Origin of the sequence: Bacteroides sp. Phil13 (assembly GCF_001940965.1) — a bacterium.
Lineage (GTDB): Bacteria > Bacteroidota > Bacteroidia > Bacteroidales > Bacteroidaceae > Bacteroides > Bacteroides intestinalis.
On the sequence record NZ_MSHA01000049.1, the window covers coordinates 33,018 to 53,056 of the forward strand.

A 20,039-nucleotide genomic window follows, 5' to 3' on the forward strand; every position below is an offset into this window, starting at 1 on the left:
AAATTCTCTATTTTCTGCTTTTACGAGGATGCGCTTGTCAGTAAAAAAAGCATTTTAGCGACACTTGTTTCAATATTTTGCAATCTCTCTGACATTGATTAAAAATCCGGATGTTCTATATTAAAGAAAACAGATAAAATTTCACCGAAATTCCTGCCCCGCTAACTTTATTTTGTACTTGCCAGCATCAAGGCAGCATTAGCATCGTTCAGTTCGTAAACAGTCTTTTCGATATTGCTGTCGTAAGCGTTGCTCTTGGAGTTCCAACGGGCGTAGTTTACTGCAATTTCATTGTTATTGTATTCTACATTCATTTTGAAGTAAGGAACCCAAGCTTCTTTTACGCTGTCCCACTTGGAGGCTTCCTTGCTGATTACGCGGTTTTCGTTATCGTAAGTGTAGGTGTAACGGAGATGGCGGAAAAGACGTCCGTCTTCGTTCTTGAAGATAGTCTTTGCGGTCATCAGTTCACCGGTCATCTCTTCATTCTTTACGTACTGGGTAGGATTGCTTGCACTTACAGAGAAGTTCATTACGCTTGCTATTACTACTACCATCATTACCACTGCTTTAGAAATTAAGTTCGTTTTCATAATCGTTATTTTTTTATTGTTATTACTTCTTGTTTTTGAAAGGAAGTTTTTGGCAACCGCCTTCGACAATATATAGTCAATTGCCGTGCCAAAACAATAAAACACTGATTATCAACGATTATACATTTTCAGAGAGTGTTCGTAAACGGACAAGTGTCCGCACAAAAGCGAACAATAAATTATTTATATCGCCTAATATACCTACCCCTACCCGATTCTCCCCTTACTCCAAGAGGGCATCAATCTTTGCCACCGTCTTCGGATAACTGGGTCTCAATGCAGTACCATAATCCACTATAACCCCATTACGATTAATCAGAAGGAATTGCGGTATGCTATTCATGCCCCAATGCTTCATGATGCGGTGATAGTCATCGGAGGTCGCCCAATCTTCCGAATAGACGCACTCAATATTCTTCCCCTGTAGAGAGAAGCGCTCCAGAACCTTATGGTATGCCTCCCTGTCTCTACTTCCACAGATACTCACCATTACCACATCATCGGGAGAATATCGCTTGCGTAATTCCTTCAAAGGCTCCATTTCTGCCAGGCAAGGAGGACAAATCACTCCCCAGAAATCAACATAAATCACCTTGCCTGCATACTTTTCCAGAAGATTATATACGGGAATCATAAACGGCATGTCCTTCCTGGCAGCCGCCTCATCAGCATTATTGCCATAGAGCATCTGGTGGGATACCTTTTCAGGAGCTTTCAGATAATCCACTTTATCCTCATATAATTCAAGTACGAGTTGCCTCAAATGGGGAGCCTGCACTATAGAGTCGAACTGAAGCCTGTAATCAGCCAGACAAAGCGTATCGTTGTGACATAAAGGAACGGCCATGTGTTGGAGATATAAATAGGGAAGGATCGCATTATCCTTGCAGTCCTCGACAAGATCTGCTAACTCAAAATCGCTATATTCTTTTCTAGTATGATTGCAATAGAGGAAAAAATTCACCGTTTCAGCAAGCGGAAACAGACCGGCAAAAACGGTTTTCCCCGAAAAGAGAGGGTTAAGTTTTAACATCAATGCCATATACAGACTAACGTCCTTACCCTCCGACGCCTGTGACGCAGCATATCTAAAGAGTGCATTATAATAATCTATCCACAGCAAATCCGCCGTATATTCTTCAACCTCGGCACCCGGAGAATGTTCCTTCAGGAAGTCGGCACGGCGTTCCCAACGGCTGGTATGCTCTTCTCCCAATTCCTTTTCAAATTCTTCGAAAGTACTCCTTGGATTACAATAATAAGGGCCACGATAATATCCACCTAAAGTGAAAAGAGCCATATATTGGTTCAGATCGCCGGAAGTTCCCGTAATCTTGGGAGACAGCAAATTACTGAAGTCAATCTCTACAAACAGACTATCGCCCGGATGTACAAACAAGTGCTCCGCATAATTGCGAAGAACAACTTCGCGAACGGGAGCGTAAGGACTAAAACGGAAACTGAAAGTACCGTCATCCGCTATGGGAGAAGTGTAAACAGTCTCCATCTCAGACAGATAAGGTATCACAAGCGTCACCTCCTTTTCTTTCGGATAGACCTCCCTATTCAAGACACGGCCCGAGATTATCACCTCCTTTGCCAAATCTTCATTATCCTCCTGAGCCTTACAGCTAAGGAAAGATAAAAAAGCAATCAGTAAACATAGATGCTTCATACGCATTTTATGATTAATAAATGAATAATAATTTCAATGCACCGTTACAGACAGACTCTTTGTATGTCCGCCAAACTCGGGTGCATAAGCCGATTGCACGGTAGCAATACCGGTCTGGTAAGTTCCCGGACGATCTATATAGACTTTGTATTCTATCTGAATAATGCCCTTCCTTAGTTTGTCAATAAAGAATTCGGCAGAAGCATCACGCATCACCTGATAATAGCCGATAGCATCGGAATGGCGATATCCCGACAACGCCTCCTTTGGCTCCATGCAAGCGGCACGCGTATCTTTTATCTGAATGAAATCCATATCCCGGTCTGCTTTCACTGTCAGCCGGACGGTAAGTTCATCTCCCACATGCAAATCTGTTTTTGAAGAAACTTCCTTGCCATCTCTATAATAAGTACGGGTGATTTTCAAACCGTTACCTTTTGCGGATTGCAATTGATCCATATCTTCCAGATATTGGGCATATACAGCCCCCCAGCCTATTCCTGCACCCGTGTGCGCTATTTCTATTTGCCGGGTTTCAGCCTCATCGCCGGAGAACGAACGGCGGACATAACCTAATGCATCATCGGGAGTCACCACTTCCGTTCCGGATATTTCCGCTTTCATAGCGCTGTTCTCTGCCAACTGATTATCATCTCCACCCAGAAAAGCATACACAGCATCGGCAGTAGCTACCGGATTGTCCCAAGCCTGCACTTGCTTCTGTTTAAGCAACCATTGCTTCATTTCGGCAACCGCCAACGGTTCTTTCAGAATGTCGGACAAGGCTTCGATGGCGGCCACTTGCGTCGGAATTCTATAACTGTTTCGGGAGTAGCGGGCTTTCGGAGTATCGAAATAACGTCCCATCCCGGGTGTGGCAACGGAATATTCCAGAATGGAGCGGGCAAGTTCGTTCGCTTTGGTCGTTTTACCTGCTTTATGCAGTAGGGTAGCGATAAGCGCCCTGTCATAAATGGCATCAGCCGGAGGGGCTGCCTCCAGTTTGCCAATCATATACGAGTAAGCTGTTTTATCGGCCCGCTTCGCAACTTGCGCATCCAAAGCACAGATATACAGGTAATGCAGGGATTGCTCGCCGGGCAATCTATCCTTATCGCCCTTCTTTTCACTTTCCTTCATCTGCCTGTATTCATCCAGCCATTGGGTATGGAGATAATTCACCGCCTTTTCGTACATTCCCTGTAGCGGAGCGACAGATACGCCCATCGTCCGGAGCCGTGCCAGCATTTCTACAATCCGAGTGGTGACGTAGCGGTTGCCCGACATTCCTTTATACCAACTCCAGGAGCCGTTGGGGAGTTGCAATGCTTCCAGACGGGATGCTGTAACCTGATTACGGTTGCCCATTGTGTTCAGGTCGAACAGAAGCGCTATGCTTCTTTTCTGCTCCGTCTCATTGAGGGCATCCGCCAGCCAGGGGGTTTCTTTAAGCAGCAGATCTTTCAGGTCTTCTTTATCACTGAGATTGCCTGATGATGAACCGCCCTGCGCTTTCCAGCTTTCGAACACCTGCCGGATGCGGGGATGGGTATTGATAATGGTTGTGGACAGTGAATTGGCATAGTAAGTACTTGCCCACGACAAGGCATCTTCATTCAAAGGATTGCCAATGACGGGCAGAGCTTGTATGGCATACCAATCGGGATTGGCAGTCAGTTCCACCGTCAGGCGCTTGTCGGTAGCGGTTTTGCTTCCGTCATTGAACAAGCCGTCCAATGCAACCGATTTACTTTCCGCACCGTTCAATTGCACGGGTATTGCCTCAGTCACCCATTGTTTATCAGACAGAACCGGAAGATAACGCTGCTCGCCATCACTGAAATTGCCTCCCTCAGCTATAATCCGGCAAATCCAGACCGTAGCTTCATCCGGGGTTTCCAGATCAAACGATACGGAAACGGTTGCTCCGGCAGCCGCACTGAATTCGTGTTCGCGGGTTGACAGAACCCGGTTTGTTTGCGGGTCAACCAGTTCCATTCGGGCTGTTCCCCGGATGTTTTCTTCCGACAAGTTGATTATTCCTGTACTGATGACCGGTTTATCGCTGACACGGATAAAACGGGGCATATTAGGCTGTACCATAAACAGCTTGACAGCTTTTGCCCGGGCTGTTATCTGCCCGTAATCCATACCCCGGGTATGGGCAAGCGCCATGAACTTCCATTCGGTCAGGCTTTCGGGCAAGGTGAAAGACAGGCTTACGACTCCACTCGTATCCGTACGGAGGGCGGGATAGAAGAAAGCTGTTTCTGCAAAGTTCTGCCGGAGAGGAACGTATGGCGAACCATCATCCAATGCCACAGCATCAGAAGATTCGAGCACCGCCACAACAGAGTTTCCGTCTTCCACTTCAAAACTGTCATTGGGCGGGGTTTCAGCATCAAGACTGATAGCTGCGGACTTCATCATCCTACTATCCTGCTTTACACGAAAACCGTTCTCCGGACGCGGAACCCGCCAGAACGGAGCATTCAGAGTGCTATACACATCCCACCAACGAAGACCGCGCAAAGTGCTGCCCATATAGGGGAAGTTGCTGTACATCCAGATGGAATGGCCTGAGAATATCAGGTTTGCACGGACACCGGGAGTGGAACGGGGAAAGTTCAGGTTGAAAGCCCAGTCATTGACGTACAGTTTATCGAGGGAAGCGTCATAAAGAGTGGCAAGCAATTGCGCATCGGCCGCTTTCTTGTCGGGATGCGTGATTTGGAGTCGCCATTCTTCCTTTCCTCCCGGTTGCAACTTATCACGGAAAGTTATCCATTTCAGTTGCAGGCTCTTATCCGGGCGGGGACGGGCTATCTGCACTTGCTTGGTGTATAGTTTGCCCTCGCGCATAAAGGCGAAGTTCACGGTGATGCCATCTCCATATTCCGATTTATAGGGATAGGTGAACTGCCGGATTTCATTATTAAGAACCATCCGTTTGGATTCAATGCGCTTGTCGCCACAGAAGACATCGTACAACAGATAGACATCTTTCTCACTGCTGCCCACATACAGGCTGACGGGATGCCCGTCATTAAACTCTGTCCCATCCTGATAGAACCACTCCGGTGAATGTACCGGCAGGTGACGGTCTGCCAACGAAAAGAGAATGAAATCCTGCCTTGCCGTGCAGGTTCTTCCCTGCCCGTCGAGGGCTGACACTTCCATAGTGTAACGTCCCGGAGCAAGGGCCAGTATATCGTCGGGAACAAAAGACCGGCGGGTTTCGACTGTACGGCGGCATACCTCATTGCCTTTGTTTCCTTTTTCGTCCAAAGCATACACCACGCAAGTGGCTTGAAGCGTCACGGGCTGTCGGTTTAGATTCATAGCCAGCACCTGTATGGACTCCCGTTTCTCGCGAGCCACCTTTGGGCGCAGACCTTTAATCTGCAAGGCTACGGACTGTTGCCCTACCGGTAACGACAAAGTACCGCTTTCCACCTCTCCGGTCAGGTTGATGACCTCAGCCGTTATTTTATAGGTGTAGTAACGCCCCGGTCGGTCGGGCTTGAAATCATCCGGTTTGCGCAGAAAGACCGGGAAGCGGAAGTTACCGGCTGCATCAGTCTGCACTTCACCTACTGCCAGGACAGTTTCATGGTCCGAAATCCTCCAGAATTCATTCTCCGAACGGGTGAGTTTATAATTGAGTCTGCACAATCCTACCGGAGCGCCTGCAAATGTTTTTGCTTCGCCGCTAACTAATACGGTATCTCCCACGTTATAAGTGGCCTGATAGGGCTGGAAGACTACATCAAACGTCGGGCGCTTGTATTCATCCACACGGATATAACGGTTTTCACCGCTTTCTACCGACAGTTCAAACTCTCCCGGGAGAAGTGTTTCGAGAAGCATAAAGTCGCCGTAAAAGGCCCCGAATTCGTCTGTAGCAAGAGATAGTTTGCCAATCTCCTGCCGGTTGGCATCCCGCAGCACCACATCCTTGCGGACTCTTGAGAAGACGCGTATCGAATCACCCGATTGCTCATACGCTATCCCCGAAACATGCACCACCTGCCCGGGACGGTATAAAGCGCGGTCGGTGAAGAGGGAAACATGCTTTTCCCACTTCCGGGAGGCAGGCACATTATATCCCGCACCCGAGAAACCGGCATAGCTGATTTCCATATAATCGGCACCCGGCTTACGGACGTTTATTCCCAGCCAGTTTCTTTCATCGGGCGGGGTAAGGGTAACAGTTCCTTTGCTATCTGCAGGGTATGCCTTGACCAAACGATAACCTTCTCTCTGCGACACACGGTAATAAGCTACTTCCGTGCCTGCCACCGGATGTCCCGTCAGGCGGTCGATAATATTGATTTCCTGTTTTCCGCCGGGCAATCCCAAGAATATGGCTTGCAGGGAGGAAGCATAAGCTTTTCCGTATGCTGTATACTTGCGATGGCCGTCGGGAATAGATTTTAATATGTAAATGCCTTCGGTGGGAAACTTATAACGCAGCAAGGTATCTGTTTCCATATAATCCGGGGTGGCTGCCAGTTGGTAATGACGGGTGCCGACCAATTTGCCATATCGGCTTACGGTGGAAGCTGTTATTTCCTCTTTCAGAATATTACTTGTGACGGGCAGATTCATCCGGTAAAGTTCTACGGTCAGCCCAGTCAGATTGCGATATTTTACTTTCAAATCCACTTCCCTTGCCGGATAGGCAAAGGGGATTTCTACCACCAGACGGGGAGTGAGCACTTCTGCCACTTGTTCCTTCAAATCATTGACAGAGGGTGATTGGGGGTATTTTTCAAGTCCGGTTTGGGCGGCATGCAGTTTGGCGGTATAATCCTGCATTCTGTCGTAGCGCTCTGCCAGTTGGCAATATACCTCTCCGCAAAGCGGGGAAGCGGAGAACTCTTCGGCCCATTGTTTCAGGAGGGTTATTACTTGTTCGTCGGTCAGCCTCAGATTTTCATTTACACCGCCGCGACTGATGTCATTCCCTTGGTAATTCAGTTTATCGAGCATTAGCAATAGGCGGGCATCCGTCATGCCTTGCTGTTGGTAGAAGTCAATCAGCCCGTCATAAATAGACAATATCTCGGTTTGTATTTTCCCGGCTAACACGGGATTGACAATGAAATAACCACTCAGCCGTGAGATGGCCTGCCGGGCAAGCAACTGATACATATTGTCGCCACAATACTTCCCGCTCAACTCTTTGCTGACAGTCATCGGGCGGTAATCCGCAGCGGACTTCCGTGAAAGCAGGTCTTTATCTTGCAGTGAAAGGCGGAAATAAGCAATGGCAGCGTCTATGGCAGCCTCATCCCTCTTGCCGGTATCGAGGGTGTAGTATCCCAGCAGATGATTCAGTATAGCTTTATACACCGGGTCTTTTTCTTCCGCCACCCAGGTTTTCAGTCCGGATAATTCACGGTCCAGACTATCGGGGGTGACGTCGATAGATAAGGATGCCTTTGTCAGATGGGCTTTCATCATCTGAGGCATGTTCTTCTCCTGTTTGGCGTGCTCGTAAATCTTTTGTACTTCTTTGATTGCAGATTCAGGTAACTTCTTTTGTTCCAGAGCTTCAACCTGTTTCCACATTTGTTCGTACGACTGAGCGGAAACCCGAAGCGGCAGGCAGATAAGAATGCTTATGATGCCAGCCCAATAAAACATATTTTTCATCTGTGTTTTGATTAATGTCCGACAATTAACAGGTTCATTCACAAAGATATATTTTTTATCCGTAGGGTAGCGAGGCTGTTCAGACTTAATAACATAACAAATGCCAATAACATGTGTCCACACAAAAGCGAACAAAGAAATTTACTACAGTCTCAATGAAGGAATACTTGAAAACCTTACTACGGTCCCACAAATAGTCTTCCTCCTAAATTGAGAGAACTCATAGTTAATCAAAAAGAAATTCGAAGAATCATCATTTATGTTAGTAAAAAACGAGTAACTTTGCATAATAAAAGAATATATTATGCTTTTTGCAGAAACAAGATATTTGGATTATAAGTTCCCCGAACCTCAATATTTAGGAGCAAAATTTATTCATCGAGGATGGATTGCACAATTCATTCCTGAGGATGCTAATACGGTATTGGATGCATTCTCGGGTTCGCAATCTATTGCATATATGCTTAAACAATTGGGTAAAAAGGTTGTGACTAACGACTTTTTGAACTTCAATAATTTGATAGGAAAAGCACTAATTGAAAATCCGGGATATGTTCTCAATGAACGGGACATACACATTCTCTTTTCTGAAAACAGTGACCCGATAGAATTTAATCTGATAGAGAAGTTGTTTTCGGGTTTATTTTTTGTCCCGGAAGAGGCTGCTTTTGCTGATAGCTTTCGTAGTAATGTACACCGTTTAGACAATCCGTATAAACGTTCATTAGCTTTGGCTGTAATGTGCCGAAGCATAACCCGTAAGGTTACTATGGGGCATTTTGCTCATACGCAAGCCTTGGTATATGCTGCTGACCCCGCTCGGGTCAAACGCAACCGTAGTTTAATTCGTCCTCTGAAAGAACTGTTTATGGAACTACTTCCAGAATATAATGCTGCCGTTTTCGATAATAACAGAGAGAACGTCAGTTACAATGAAAACATTCTTGATTTGCTTCCCAAATTGAGCGAAATAGACTTAGCGTATTTCGATCCGCCATATTGCAACAGCCATGCCGATTATCAGTCATTTTATCATCTGTTGGAAACATACGTGGAATATTGGAAAGATAAGAAGTTTATCAATGGAACCAAGCGTTATGAACCGAAAAAATATAGCGGATTTGATAAGAACAGCGAGGCTCTGTCGAATCTTCGGCTGATGTTTGAACACGCCCGTCATATCCCCACTTGGCTTATAAGTTACAATGACCGGAGTTATCCTGATATTGATACCATGGTAGGTATGATTGAGCCTTATCGTAATGTAAGGATTGAAAGAAAGACGTATAGTGCCGGACGTGGAGGGAAAGGTAGCGTAGCAGGTAGTAGTGAAATACTTTTGGTATGTACAACAAAATAGATTCTATACGCTATGACAAATTTTGAAAAATGGGACAAGGAGTTCAGAGCCCAAAATCTATATGCTTTTAATCATGACATAAACGGATTGCTATGGCTCAAGGTACGTGCTGTATGTCGCAGCAAGCAGATTGAACAATTTATTGTTGAGAATAATATAACCCTTGCCGCTACCAAGATTGCAGAGCAGAATGTTGAGCTGTTTGGGAAACTTGAAGGTATGCCAAATGCAATGCAGTTACTTGACGACTACCTGAAAGTAAAAAGTCATAATTGGTATGACGCCATGGGCATTGACGAAGCCAAACTCAAAGCAGATTTGTATAAAGTGCAACATTATGCCTGGGGTGGCGATCAAAACAATTCGTTGGATAAACACTTCGTAAGTAGATATGTGAAAGTCATCAGCAATTATGATGATTTGGTAAGTAAACAAACAGAGATAGCCGACAATGCATGGCATTATGTGCAAACGAGCTGGTACAACAATTGGACTTCGTACCTTATAGAATCATTGTTTAAACGCCATGAAAAAGTGATCTCGGCCGTAGGAGAAATCAAAAGTGTAGACTTTTTTATAGACAATAATCCAATAGACTTGAAAGTCACATTCTTTCCCAATCAATATATGGATGAAAAGTTAAAAGATAAACTTGGAAAGAAAGAACTTACGTGGCTCAAACAAAAAGCAAAGGAAGTTGGTATCACAGTGGATAATACCTTATCCGAATCACAACAAATGTATACTCTTTCTGAAAAGTTATCAGAGATAGGACGCACTGACATTCTCGACGAATTGAAGACTAAACGAAAAGATGTTATAACTGATGCACAAGCAAATACAATGGAACTCATGACATGGTTATATGCCAATCAAGGAGAAATGCGATTTGGCGCAGAAAATAGATTGTTTGTAATTCTTGTTGATACGACAGATATGAGCCAATCGTGGAAAATGAAACGCGCCTTTTCATTAATTGAACCTAAAGTTAATGACTATCTGAATTACTTTAATGCAAACTCATTGAAAGAGGTTAATTTTACATTTAAAAAGGATCGTTATAAGAGTTTGGCAGATGTAGTCTTTGTGGTGAAATAATTCCTTCCTGCACGGAAATGTCTTGTAGCTATGGTTGTTTTCAAGAGAATAACCATAAAGAAACAACCGAATATGTATAACAAAATTCTATAGAGCATGAAACATTTAAAAATTGCATTTATCGTAATAGCCGTATGCGCCGTTGCCTGGTGCGGATTACGCATTTATGCCAAGCATTTTTACAACAAAGAACCTCAAGCGGAGTATTTCTATCTTTCGGAAATACCTGTGAAACCTTCACAGTTTGAGGCTGATTTTGAGGAGATACACCAGATAGTAATGGAAAACTATTCACTATACCAAGCCAAACATCTGAATATGGATTCATTATACCAGACATACATCACCCGTGTCCGCCAGGCACAAACCACCACAGACTATGGATTGGCAGTACAAGAGTACATTTCCGCCTTACAGTGCAGTCATGCCATTTCCTGCTTCAGGACGTACACGGCGAGACAATTTCCGGTCCTCATACAAGATTCCTTATACATCAACAAGCCCAATGCCTATCTGGCACAACACGGGTTCAAGGATAAAGACTGCATCATAGCCATCAGCAAAGTTCCTTATAAAGAGTGGATTAATCAGCACGAAAAATATGCCGAGTCGTCAACTGACGCATGGAGGCATCTGAAATCAGCCCGTTACGCATTCACCAGCTATGCCGACACCCTCCGAGACTATACGTTACTGAGAAAGGGCGATACACTGACAATCTCTTTACCCTTGAAACGAAGAGACTACTTCTCTGATGAAAAAGAGGTAACCGTAGAAACCAAAGTTTTGCAAGACAGCATCGGCTATCTGGCCATCAACACCATGATGTCCCCCGTGCTGGAAGATTTCAAAGTAGCTTATCCTCAAATAAAAGACCTTCCCTATCTCATTATAGACATCCGCCAAAACGGAGGAGGCAACAGTGGCAACGGACGGGATATCTGCAAATATTTTATCCGGAAAGAGCAACCGCATTGCGTCAGCAGTCAACTAATGCAACCCGAAGCAGATGCTTATAAAGGAAAAATCTATCTGCTGACCAGTACTATCACCTGCTCTGCCGCCGAAAGCTTCACAATAGATATGAAAGAAAGCGGAAACGTAACGCTTGTCGGTGAAGCCACCGGAGGAGATACAGGAAATGGTCCTCGCACATTCAGAACAAAACATGGTACTTATTTGCGAATACCCACCCGTCAACCGGATTTGTCACCAAAAGGGTTTCCTATGGAAGGGATGGGAATTCCTCCCCATCATCAAGTATCTCAAACAATTTCCGATTTCATGAACGATGAAGACACCGCTTTGAAATATACCTGCAGACTTATAACAAAAGGATAAATATTTACGGACCAAATTACCGCACCTAAAGTCAGACATTACACTTTATTCCGAACATAAAGTTACAAAAATAGTACTTTTACTAACAGACACCTTTCTGAAAACACCCGAAACAGAATCCATTCGTACAATCTATAGAATATATATACACGCCTTTTGCATAAAGCAGGCAGTATATGCAATACCTATGCAAGGAACTATACTTCTTACACGAAGGAACTATATATCTGAGGCGCACAATCTATAGATGTAACGCACACAATCTATAGATCGTAAACGAACGGTCTATAGATCGTAAACAAACCATCTATAGATGGGAGACAAACCATCTGTATTCACTGCACAGACCATCTGTTTTTCTTTTATTAGAGTTGTACATATTTATGTATCACGCTATCAATCAACAAAATGTTGATTTTCGTTCGTTTCTTTCCGTTCTTCCTTACATCGGGACGGAAATATCGCATTCTCGTTATGCATAAAAAGCAAAGTGTCAAAACGAAAGTGATGCCCGCATTTACCGGCCTTGGCAGGATAAAACAAATTAGCTACATTCGCAAACTCAATACCTTAGAATATGCAACCTGACTTAAAGGAAATCGTAGAACAATATGGCGTCATGGTATCTTCCATAGCACACCGCATGATACAAAACAAGGAAATCGCTAAAGAAGCGGCTCAGGAAGTCTGGTACGAAATCATCAAAAGCATAGACTCGTTCAACGGGGAATCCGGGTTATCGACATGGATATACACAATATGCAAACGCACCATACTGCGATATGCCCGGAACGAAAGAATAGCCACAATGAATGAGTTGAGAGAATTTCGCGAACTTCCCGTCATTGATTATAACGGGCAGGACCGGAACGAACAGGAATGGATAAAAGCATGCTGCGACTGGTGTCTGACAGCCCAGAACCATTGCCTGACGAACGATGCCCGGCTGATATTCATATTCAAAATAAACCTCAACCTGCCGTATAAGCAAATCAGTGAAATCATGGGCATAACGGAAGAGAGCGTCCGTCAGATTTCCTCCCGTTCCATCCGCAAGATTACTCACTTCATGAATGACACCTGTCCGCTATACAACCCGCAGGGGACCTGCAAATGCCGGATATGCAAGCAAGTCACCTCGCTCAATCTGGAGAAAGAATATACCGCCATCAAGAAGATTATCTGCCTCGTCGACGTTTACCAACGGCTCGAAAAGGAACTTCCAAGAAAGAACTACTGGGAAAAATTTATTCCCTGAGCTGTCACAGAATGGAAAGCTTGCTCACTAACTACTATGTATAACTTAAATAAACTAATTATGAGCAAGATTGATTTTTTAAAAGAACAGATTATTGAATCGCGGAATTTTGTGAATCGTTTAGTATCGGAACTTCCGGAAAATCTGTGGTACACCATCCCCGAAGGCACTGACTCCAACTTCGCATGGCAAATCGGACATCTGATTATCAGTCAGAACTTTCATGCCATTACCTGCATCACCGGGAGGAATGAAGCCGTCAGCAAACTTATTCCGATGGTCGATTACGTAAAGGTTTTCAATGGAATGGGTACATTGCACCGCTCCACCGAAAAGAATTTATTTCCTGTGGCAGAGCTAAAAAAACAACTGGACGCTGTTCATGAGATATGTATCAGTAACCTGTCCCGCCTGGACGACCGTATTTTATCAGAAGATTTAGAGCCTATTCCCTTCAAACATCCGGTTGCCAATAATAAGTATGAAGCCCTTGCCTGGTGCTTCAAGCATGAAATGTGGCACAGTGCCGAGATGGAAGCGATAAAACGGGCATTGGGGCATCCTATCAAATGGATGTAATGGCATCAGCCTCAAGAGCCAGTTTTTCTTTTGGATAAATCAATAGAATACCTGAAAGGAAACTGTTGTACACTGGGGTTACGGAGACTTTTGACATCCTTTTGAAAGTAAAAAAAGAAAGCTTTATAGGAAAAATAAAAGAGTAAAAAGCTTTTTAATTCAAGAATTTACTATATTTGTGCTGCTGTTAATCGGCAAGGGGTATCCCTTCTGTTCTTTGAAATAAAATATCGAAGCGTTCAGCTTTTTTGCGTTCTAGAAAACTACCAATTTTCGTTGTGCCTTTGGCATAACATACAACACGTGAAAAATGACTGAACGCCTGCGTCTCTATAGGCGTGGGCGTTCCTTTCATTTGTGTTGTTGGGATTGGTAGTTCCTTCTAGAACATTTGAAAGTGTGACGTTCCACGCTTTTTTTGTATCCTTTTGGCAGCAAATTAGCATTAATATATAAAAAATAAAATACTCAAAGGTGAGTCAAATCGGGCCATGTGGAAGCCGGACGGCCGAAAAGTCGCAAACGCAACGCAATTGCATTGCTACTCACCTTTGACTATTTAAATTAGACCTGAAAACTTCAGCTCTGGTATACCTGCAAGCAAGGTAGACGGGAGGATGTGTTTTTACAGACACATCCTCCTTCTTCTGAGTCCCAAGACAAATAAAACATCTCCGCAAAATTGGTATAACAAATCTGTATACAATACTGCAATTCAAATCCCCATATATTTGCAACAAACCAAACAAACTATATAAGTATGAAGAACTTGGTATCTATTTGCACGGATTTGAATTAGTTGACGAGGAGACGAGTTAACAAGGGAACGAGGCTGTCTTTTTACTTTAAAAGTTATACAGCAGTTCTTCCAACGTAACACCACTATCCGCCCCCATCTTCTCCATACGGATACGTTTCAGACGTTTCTTCACAGAATCCCGCTCCAAATGCATCACCTGCGCCATGCCCGACTGGGATAATTGCATTTTCACCATACAACAATAACGCAAATCATCTTTATTCAGACTCGGATAGGTCTGTTGCAGGCGTTTCGTGAAGTTATTGAAGATGATGTCGGCATTCTGCACAATATCGTCCCAGTCTTCATCGGAAAGAATCACATTTCCCCCTCTTTCAATTTCCTGCACCACCTTCTGGCTGAGTCTCCTGAAAAAAGTTTCTTTCAGCTTAGCTTCCTTCTGCTCCAGCTCCACCATGCGCCGGAGGTTTTCGGAAGTGATCTCACGTTGCTGCGCCAATTCTTTTTCCTTTTTTACAAGCTGATGCTGCTGTGCCATCAGATGGTTGCGGTTACGGCGATAGATGAAATATACCGCACTTGCCACCCAAACCAGCAACAGAGAGATTGTAGTCATCCAATACACATTACGCTGCCTTTCCGCAGCCCGGGTACGCCAATACAGGTTTTCTACCGAAAGCTGTTCGTGTTTATAAAGCTCTTGCAATGCAATGGCTTCCTCAGTATGACGATACTTGCGTATGGTATCGGACAACTCAATGAAGCGCTGTAGCATAGGATAGGCATCTGAAGCACGGCCCATCTTATGATATATTTTCGCCATATTATTATAGGCGTCAGCCACCGAAGAAGGATTTGGGCTGGAGATAACTTTCTGAAAATAGTGATATGCCGAATCATATTGTCCCAGTTTCCCAAACAACTCCAACTTTGCCCCATAGAGCGAAAGAATTCTCACAGTATCCTTAGCCGGACGAAGAGCTATTGATTTATTTATATAATCCAGTGCTTTGGCAGGCTCTCCTTGCCGGGAATAGATACTACCCAGATTTGTATAGATGAAAGGAAGCTGCCGAGGAACAGAATCGGCTAAAGCCGCCTCATAGGCCGCCTGAGCATAATAAAGGGCGCTATCCAATTGATTCAAAAACAAATATCCAGTAGAAATATCGCACAAGGCCATATTCTTATAGAACATATTTCCCAAATCCAAAGCCGCTTTCAAGGCTTCTTTGGAATAACGCACCTTGCCGGAATATTCTTCCTGATTCAGGCAGACAACTCCCAACCAGGTATTCACCCGGTAGAGCTGCTCATGATTACCACTATTTTGCAGGAAAAGCAGAGCCTTCAGAAAAGACTGCATGGCATCGCTCATCCGGTTAAGCCGTCTGTCCAGATGTGCTTTGCAGTAAAGGGCCCGTTCGGCATACAGAGAATCGCCCGATTGGCTGAAATATTTAATAGCCGGTAGCAACAGGGTATCTGTAGCTGCATTCAACTGTTGCTTCCTGTGGACAGCCTCGGACATCAGCAAGGCATAAAGTGCATAGTCGCGCTTCGATAAGTTATGCAACGGTTCCTTAATCTTATTCATCACTACTATGGCACTGTCTGTCTCCTTTTCCGCCATCAGTTTCTCTGCCAAGGCCACGCGATTATCAGGTCCACAAGCAACCAACATACCGCCCCACAGGATTATCCCTATCAAACTCTTCAATCTCATCTTCAATATCGTGTTATTCGTACGAATCCATCATCACTTCTCCAGTCTCTCCATGAATCAATATCACTCTGGCCATATCCGGCTGAATGGAATCGCGTATATCAATCTCCCATACCGGAATACCTTTTTGCCCGTCTATATACTGATTTACACTGACGTGGGTAGTATCCGATAAATTAATATTCCTCAGTTTGGCAAAGATATGAATATCCCTCCATGTATACTTAAAAGCGTTTTCACTTTTTTCGTGCAAACAAGAATCAGGCGCCTGTGCCTGCTCATCTTCAAGGAAACGAACTTCTACTTTTTCCGATACTTTTGTTGTGGTCACCGAATTGATCTTCCGTATTACCCCCCATCCCAGCCAGCCGTCTTCCAACTCTATTTTAAGATAGATGTCTCGTTCATCGCTGAGCCGGTATGCAGAGTCAATGGGCAAGTAGATGCGAATGTAACGGTCACCTTGTATAAATATCTCCCCGTAAGAAAATGTATTCAGCAACCATGCAGCAGAACGGGGATTGTGACTTTTACGCGTCCGGTCGTGGGGAGCGATATTGACAATTATATACTCACGGGTCTGCATACCGGAAGTAAAACAACTGTTCAACCAGAACAGAAAAACCACCAGTATATTGGTACACAACCCTACTACGGCAGCTCCACACATAAAAGCATAGACAAAGTTTCTCCAATGATACCACTTCCCGGTGCTTTTCTTACAGATATAAACCATCCAGCTACACATCGTTATCGTCATAAGGAGAATAACGATTTTCCGGTTCAATCCTAAATAGCTGCCGGAAGAGAATGCAGTATGCATCAGCATTTCCTCTTCTATATACCACATCCTGCAATGCAACAGGAAAAGAAAGACAAAGACAGGCACCAGGATTTTCCATAGTGCCGTTCTTTTCTTCAGCTGCCGTCGGGAGGCATCTTCGCCCTGAACCGATTGCTGTTTGGGCCTAAATTTCTTTCTACTCATAAATACAGAAAAGCAAGCGGACATTCAGAAAGGCAAAAGCAAAACCAGCTTTTTCATCAGGTCCTACAATTAATAAGAATCAGTCGTTTTCCGCATCTTTAAGCATCTGCCTGATTACATCCGCATGATCAAGATAATCGTTTCCTGATAAGGTCAGGACATTGGTCAGACCGATAATGTTGCTGTCAGAATCATAAGAAGTCAGTAAGCAATACATCTCCTGCCCTAATTTATCCTCTTCCACATGAATCTGGACCGGTGCACTGTATGCTCCGGGCAAATCAGCCAGATACTCAAAGTCTTTTCTGAGAAACGCTTCCAGGATTCTGTCTATATCGGTTTCATCACGCTTGAACTTCTTCAAGCCCACCTCTTTGATCTTACCCCCACTCTCGCTATTATAATAATCGAAATTGCTCAAATACGCCGCAAGCAAGCATATTAATACAGCAATTACTCCGACCGTCCGAACCAACCAACCCGCTACAGGGATAAAACCAGGAAAAATAACAATAATAACAGCGACTACAGCCAATCCATAATAAAGCATCGGCTTAACATTGTTCTTTCTTTTTTCAAATTTCAACGGGTTTGCTGCATAGAATTCACCCATATAGCTTGGGTAGAGTTTTGTTTGATTTTCCATAAATATTACTTTTTATAATAATTAATAATAGTTCCATCTTTCCTGGTTATCGTATGAAAACAAAAGTAAAAAGTAACCTGTAAATAATGAAACAATCGTGGGGGATAAATGAAGGGGACAACCCACAAACTAAACAACTGTTTTTCAAATAATAACTCGATAGAAAGGATAGACAAATAAGGGGACATTTGCATAAAGGGACTGATTCCACCCACAGCTTTTCATGAAGAACCAATGGAGGAGCAATATTATCTGTCATCAGATATATGCTTTCTTCCTTGTCTCCATATTTTTATAATTACTACTATCTGATCCACTTCTCCGAACCGGATAACATCTTTTTCAGGAATCAGATATTTTCTCCGATTCATCTGCAAGAAAAGCAACTTCCTTTATAACTTGTATTCCAAAAAAAACGGGATGATGAAATTTATATCTCATTATCCCGGTATTTACATTCTTAATTACTAATGTTTCATTCTTCCAGCATCAGCCCCACACCTTTCACCGTTTTAATGCTGACTGATGAATCTTCAGCTATCAACTTACGGAGTTTCGTGACAAATACATCCAGGCTGCGGGAAGCAAAATAATCATCTTCCGTATTCCAAAACTTATCAAGAATGGCTTCACGGCGTACTACATCCCCTCTGTTCTCACAAAGCATTTGCAACAGTCCTGCTTCACGGGCGGTCAATGTCTTGTTTTCACCGGAAGAATGTTTCAATATGGCGTGCGTAGCATCAAGCACATATTCCTTTCCAATCTTGTAACATTCGCTTTCGTCCTTACTCTTTTCACCTTTGGAGAGTTTCAACAAAGCATGAATATGGGCATCCAGTTCTTCGGGAATGAAAGGTTTCTTGATATAATTGTTGGCTCCCAACTCATAGCCTTTCAATACATTTTTGGGAGAAACCAAACCGGAAGAAAAGATTATAGGCGTCTCTTTATCCACCTCACGGATGCGCTTCACCATCTCATAACCATCCATGACGGGCATTTCTATATCCGAAAGAATGACATCGGGACGATGCTCCCTCCACATTGCCAATCCTTCTTCACCATTGGCAGCTGCCAACACCTCATAGCCCTCTATGATATCTTCCAATCCGCTCTGAACGATGTAACGCAGGCTGGGATCGTCCTCAACTAACAATAACTTTATTGTATCCATGTCTTTGATATGAATTGTATTAACTTAACTATACTATAAATTATCAATTAACCTTCGCTCTTCCAATTCTTGCTTAAGCGTTTTCACAAGTTGCTCCTCTGAAGGTAAATAAATCTGGTATTTACTTGACAATATGGTAGTATTATTTTCTGGTAATGAATAACGAACTACCATATTATTTTTATCTGCACATAGCAATATCCCGATAGTAGGATTCTCTTCCGAAAGTTTTTCCTCCCGATCATAATAGTTCACATACATTTGTAACTGCCCTATATCCTCATGGGTTATCTTCCGGGTTTTTAATTCTATAACAACAAAACAGCGTAGCAGGCGATTATAAAAAACCAAATCTGCAAAGAATTCGTCATCTTCAAGTAGCAGACGCTTTTGCCGGGCCACAAAAGAAAAACCATTCCCTAATTCTAACAAGAAATCCTGCAAATGGGTAATCAATGCCTGTTCAAGGTCTTTTTCATAATATGCCGCTTCCTTTTTCAAACCAAGAAACTCCAGCACCATAGGATCTTTAATGATTTCCAAAGGTGTCTCCGGGATACGCTCTCTACGCGCTACAGCCAAAACGGCTTCCTTATCATTACTTAATAACAAACGTTCATAAAGGCCTGAATTAATTTGGCGTTCTAACTCACGCGCTGTCCAACAATTGTTCATCGCTTCCAGTTCGTAATATTCCCGCTTATCCGGATTATCTATTTGAATAAGAAGCCTATATTGAGTCCAATTGAATTGTGAACGCAATGCGTTCACAATTGGATAAGTTTTATAAAATTGGCGGCAGAAAGCCAATTGACGATAAGAAAACCCACTGCCAAATTCCGGGACAAGTTCTTTAGAGAGATTTTTCAGTAAGTAAGCTCCATAATCGGCACGCTCCCTTCCATTCTGCTCCTCTTCAAAAATACGCTTCCCAAGCGTCCAATACATCTGTACACGACAGAAGTCTACACTTCGTACAGCATTAGTACGTGCCTGCTGGATGATTCCTTTGATTTCTGAAAGAAAATCTACCTTTAATGACTTATCTAACTCCATCTTTATCAGTTATGATATCAGCCACAAAAGTAATAAATTATTCGTTAACCCGAAGATAGCATTGCAATATCATTCATTCTTATGCTAATTATCGCAAGAATGCTTTTCACAAAAGGATATG

13 protein-coding genes are annotated in these 20,039 nt (G+C 43.5%); 5 read left to right on the forward strand and 8 right to left on the reverse strand.

Translation table 11 applies throughout. From position 1 onward, the window contains the following. Nucleotides 1-167: 167 nt before the first annotated feature. From BWI44_RS08985 to BWI44_RS08995, 3 genes are all read right to left on the reverse strand, one after another. Nucleotides 168-593, reverse strand: coding sequence for a DUF3836 domain-containing protein (locus BWI44_RS08985; protein ID WP_117692929.1), 426 nt, complete (start codon nt 591-593; stop codon nt 168-170). Between the two features lie 223 nt (nt 594-816). Continuing rightward, nucleotides 817-2,268 (reverse strand): TlpA family protein disulfide reductase, encoded by a 1,452-nt coding sequence (locus BWI44_RS08990; RefSeq protein WP_195208602.1) that lies wholly within the window; start codon nt 2,266-2,268, stop codon nt 817-819. A 33-nt stretch (nt 2,269-2,301) separates the two neighbouring features. Further along, nucleotides 2,302-7,929 carry an alpha-2-macroglobulin family protein gene (locus BWI44_RS08995; RefSeq protein ID WP_229036092.1) on the reverse strand — a complete coding sequence of 1,876 codons (5,628 nt, stop codon included), beginning with the start codon at nt 7,927-7,929 and terminating at the stop codon, nt 2,302-2,304. A 304-nt stretch (nt 7,930-8,233) separates the two neighbouring features. Here BWI44_RS08995 and BWI44_RS09000 point away from each other — a divergent pair, with 304 nt between their 5' ends. The 5 genes from BWI44_RS09000 (at nt 8,234) to BWI44_RS09020 (ending at nt 13,565) form a co-directional block, all read left to right on the forward strand. Continuing rightward, nucleotides 8,234-9,289 (forward strand): DNA adenine methylase, encoded by a 1,056-nt coding sequence (locus tag BWI44_RS09000; protein WP_044533257.1) that lies wholly within the window; start codon nt 8,234-8,236, stop codon nt 9,287-9,289. A 12-nt stretch (nt 9,290-9,301) separates the two neighbouring features. After that, nucleotides 9,302-10,387 (forward strand): hypothetical protein, encoded by a 1,086-nt coding sequence (locus BWI44_RS09005; protein ID WP_044533258.1) that lies wholly within the window; start codon nt 9,302-9,304, stop codon nt 10,385-10,387. A 96-nt stretch (nt 10,388-10,483) separates the two neighbouring features. Further along, nucleotides 10,484-11,728 (forward strand): S41 family peptidase, encoded by a 1,245-nt coding sequence (locus tag BWI44_RS09010; protein ID WP_117692931.1) that lies wholly within the window; start codon nt 10,484-10,486, stop codon nt 11,726-11,728. A 577-nt stretch (nt 11,729-12,305) separates the two neighbouring features. Further along, nucleotides 12,306-12,986 (forward strand): RNA polymerase sigma factor, encoded by a 681-nt coding sequence (locus tag BWI44_RS09015; protein ID WP_286812994.1) that lies wholly within the window; start codon nt 12,306-12,308, stop codon nt 12,984-12,986. A gap of 60 nt (nt 12,987-13,046) precedes the next feature. Next, nucleotides 13,047-13,565 (forward strand): DinB family protein, encoded by a 519-nt coding sequence (locus BWI44_RS09020; protein WP_195208604.1) that lies wholly within the window; start codon nt 13,047-13,049, stop codon nt 13,563-13,565. Between the two features lie 845 nt (nt 13,566-14,410). Here BWI44_RS09020 and BWI44_RS09025 read toward each other — a convergent pair. The 5 genes from BWI44_RS09025 to BWI44_RS09045 form a co-directional block, all read right to left on the reverse strand. Continuing rightward, complete coding sequence (locus tag BWI44_RS09025) at nt 14,411-16,051, reverse strand: tetratricopeptide repeat protein (RefSeq protein WP_195208605.1); 1,641 nt, start codon at nt 16,049-16,051, stop codon at nt 14,411-14,413. A gap of 13 nt (nt 16,052-16,064) precedes the next feature. Beyond that, complete coding sequence (locus BWI44_RS09030) at nt 16,065-17,039, reverse strand: hypothetical protein (protein WP_195208606.1); 975 nt, start codon at nt 17,037-17,039, stop codon at nt 16,065-16,067. Nucleotides 17,040-17,118: 79 nt separating this feature from the next. Next, entirely contained in the window at nt 17,119-17,685 is a 567-nt protein-coding gene (locus BWI44_RS09035; protein ID WP_195208607.1) for a hypothetical protein, read from the reverse strand. 475 nt (nt 17,686-18,160) lie between these two features. Next, a complete protein-coding gene (locus BWI44_RS09040; protein ID WP_044534446.1) occupies nt 18,161-18,862 on the reverse strand; it encodes a response regulator transcription factor in 702 nt (233 codons plus the stop codon). 33 nt (nt 18,863-18,895) lie between these two features. After that, on the reverse strand, nt 18,896-19,918 hold the full coding sequence (locus BWI44_RS09045) for a PDDEXK nuclease domain-containing protein (protein WP_195208608.1): 1,023 nt from the start codon (nt 19,916-19,918) through the stop codon (nt 18,896-18,898). Nucleotides 19,919-20,039: the final 121 nt, after the last annotated feature.

Coding starts and splice junctions, on each gene's coding strand:
- BWI44_RS09005 (WP_044533258.1), top strand. CDS start 9,302: ATGACAAATTTTGAAAAATGGGACAAGGAGTTCAGAGCCCAAAATCTA.
- BWI44_RS09020 (WP_195208604.1), top strand. CDS start 13,047: ATGAGCAAGATTGATTTTTTAAAAGAACAGATTATTGAATCGCGGAAT.
- BWI44_RS09030 (WP_195208606.1), bottom strand. CDS start 17,039: ATGAGTAGAAAGAAATTTAGGCCCAAACAGCAATCGGTTCAGGGCGAA.
- BWI44_RS08995 (WP_229036092.1), bottom strand. CDS start 7,929: ATGAAAAATATGTTTTATTGGGCTGGCATCATAAGCATTCTTATCTGC.
- BWI44_RS09000 (WP_044533257.1), top strand. CDS start 8,234: ATGCTTTTTGCAGAAACAAGATATTTGGATTATAAGTTCCCCGAACCT.
- BWI44_RS09040 (WP_044534446.1), bottom strand. CDS start 18,862: ATGGATACAATAAAGTTATTGTTAGTTGAGGACGATCCCAGCCTGCGT.
- BWI44_RS09045 (WP_195208608.1), bottom strand. CDS start 19,918: ATGGAGTTAGATAAGTCATTAAAGGTAGATTTTCTTTCAGAAATCAAA.
- BWI44_RS09015 (WP_286812994.1), top strand. CDS start 12,306: ATGCAACCTGACTTAAAGGAAATCGTAGAACAATATGGCGTCATGGTA.
- BWI44_RS09035 (WP_195208607.1), bottom strand. CDS start 17,685: ATGGAAAATCAAACAAAACTCTACCCAAGCTATATGGGTGAATTCTAT.
- BWI44_RS09025 (WP_195208605.1), bottom strand. CDS start 16,051: ATGAGATTGAAGAGTTTGATAGGGATAATCCTGTGGGGCGGTATGTTG.
- BWI44_RS08985 (WP_117692929.1), bottom strand. CDS start 593: ATGAAAACGAACTTAATTTCTAAAGCAGTGGTAATGATGGTAGTAGTA.
- BWI44_RS08990 (WP_195208602.1), bottom strand. CDS start 2,268: ATGAAGCATCTATGTTTACTGATTGCTTTTTTATCTTTCCTTAGCTGT.
- BWI44_RS09010 (WP_117692931.1), top strand. CDS start 10,484: ATGAAACATTTAAAAATTGCATTTATCGTAATAGCCGTATGCGCCGTT.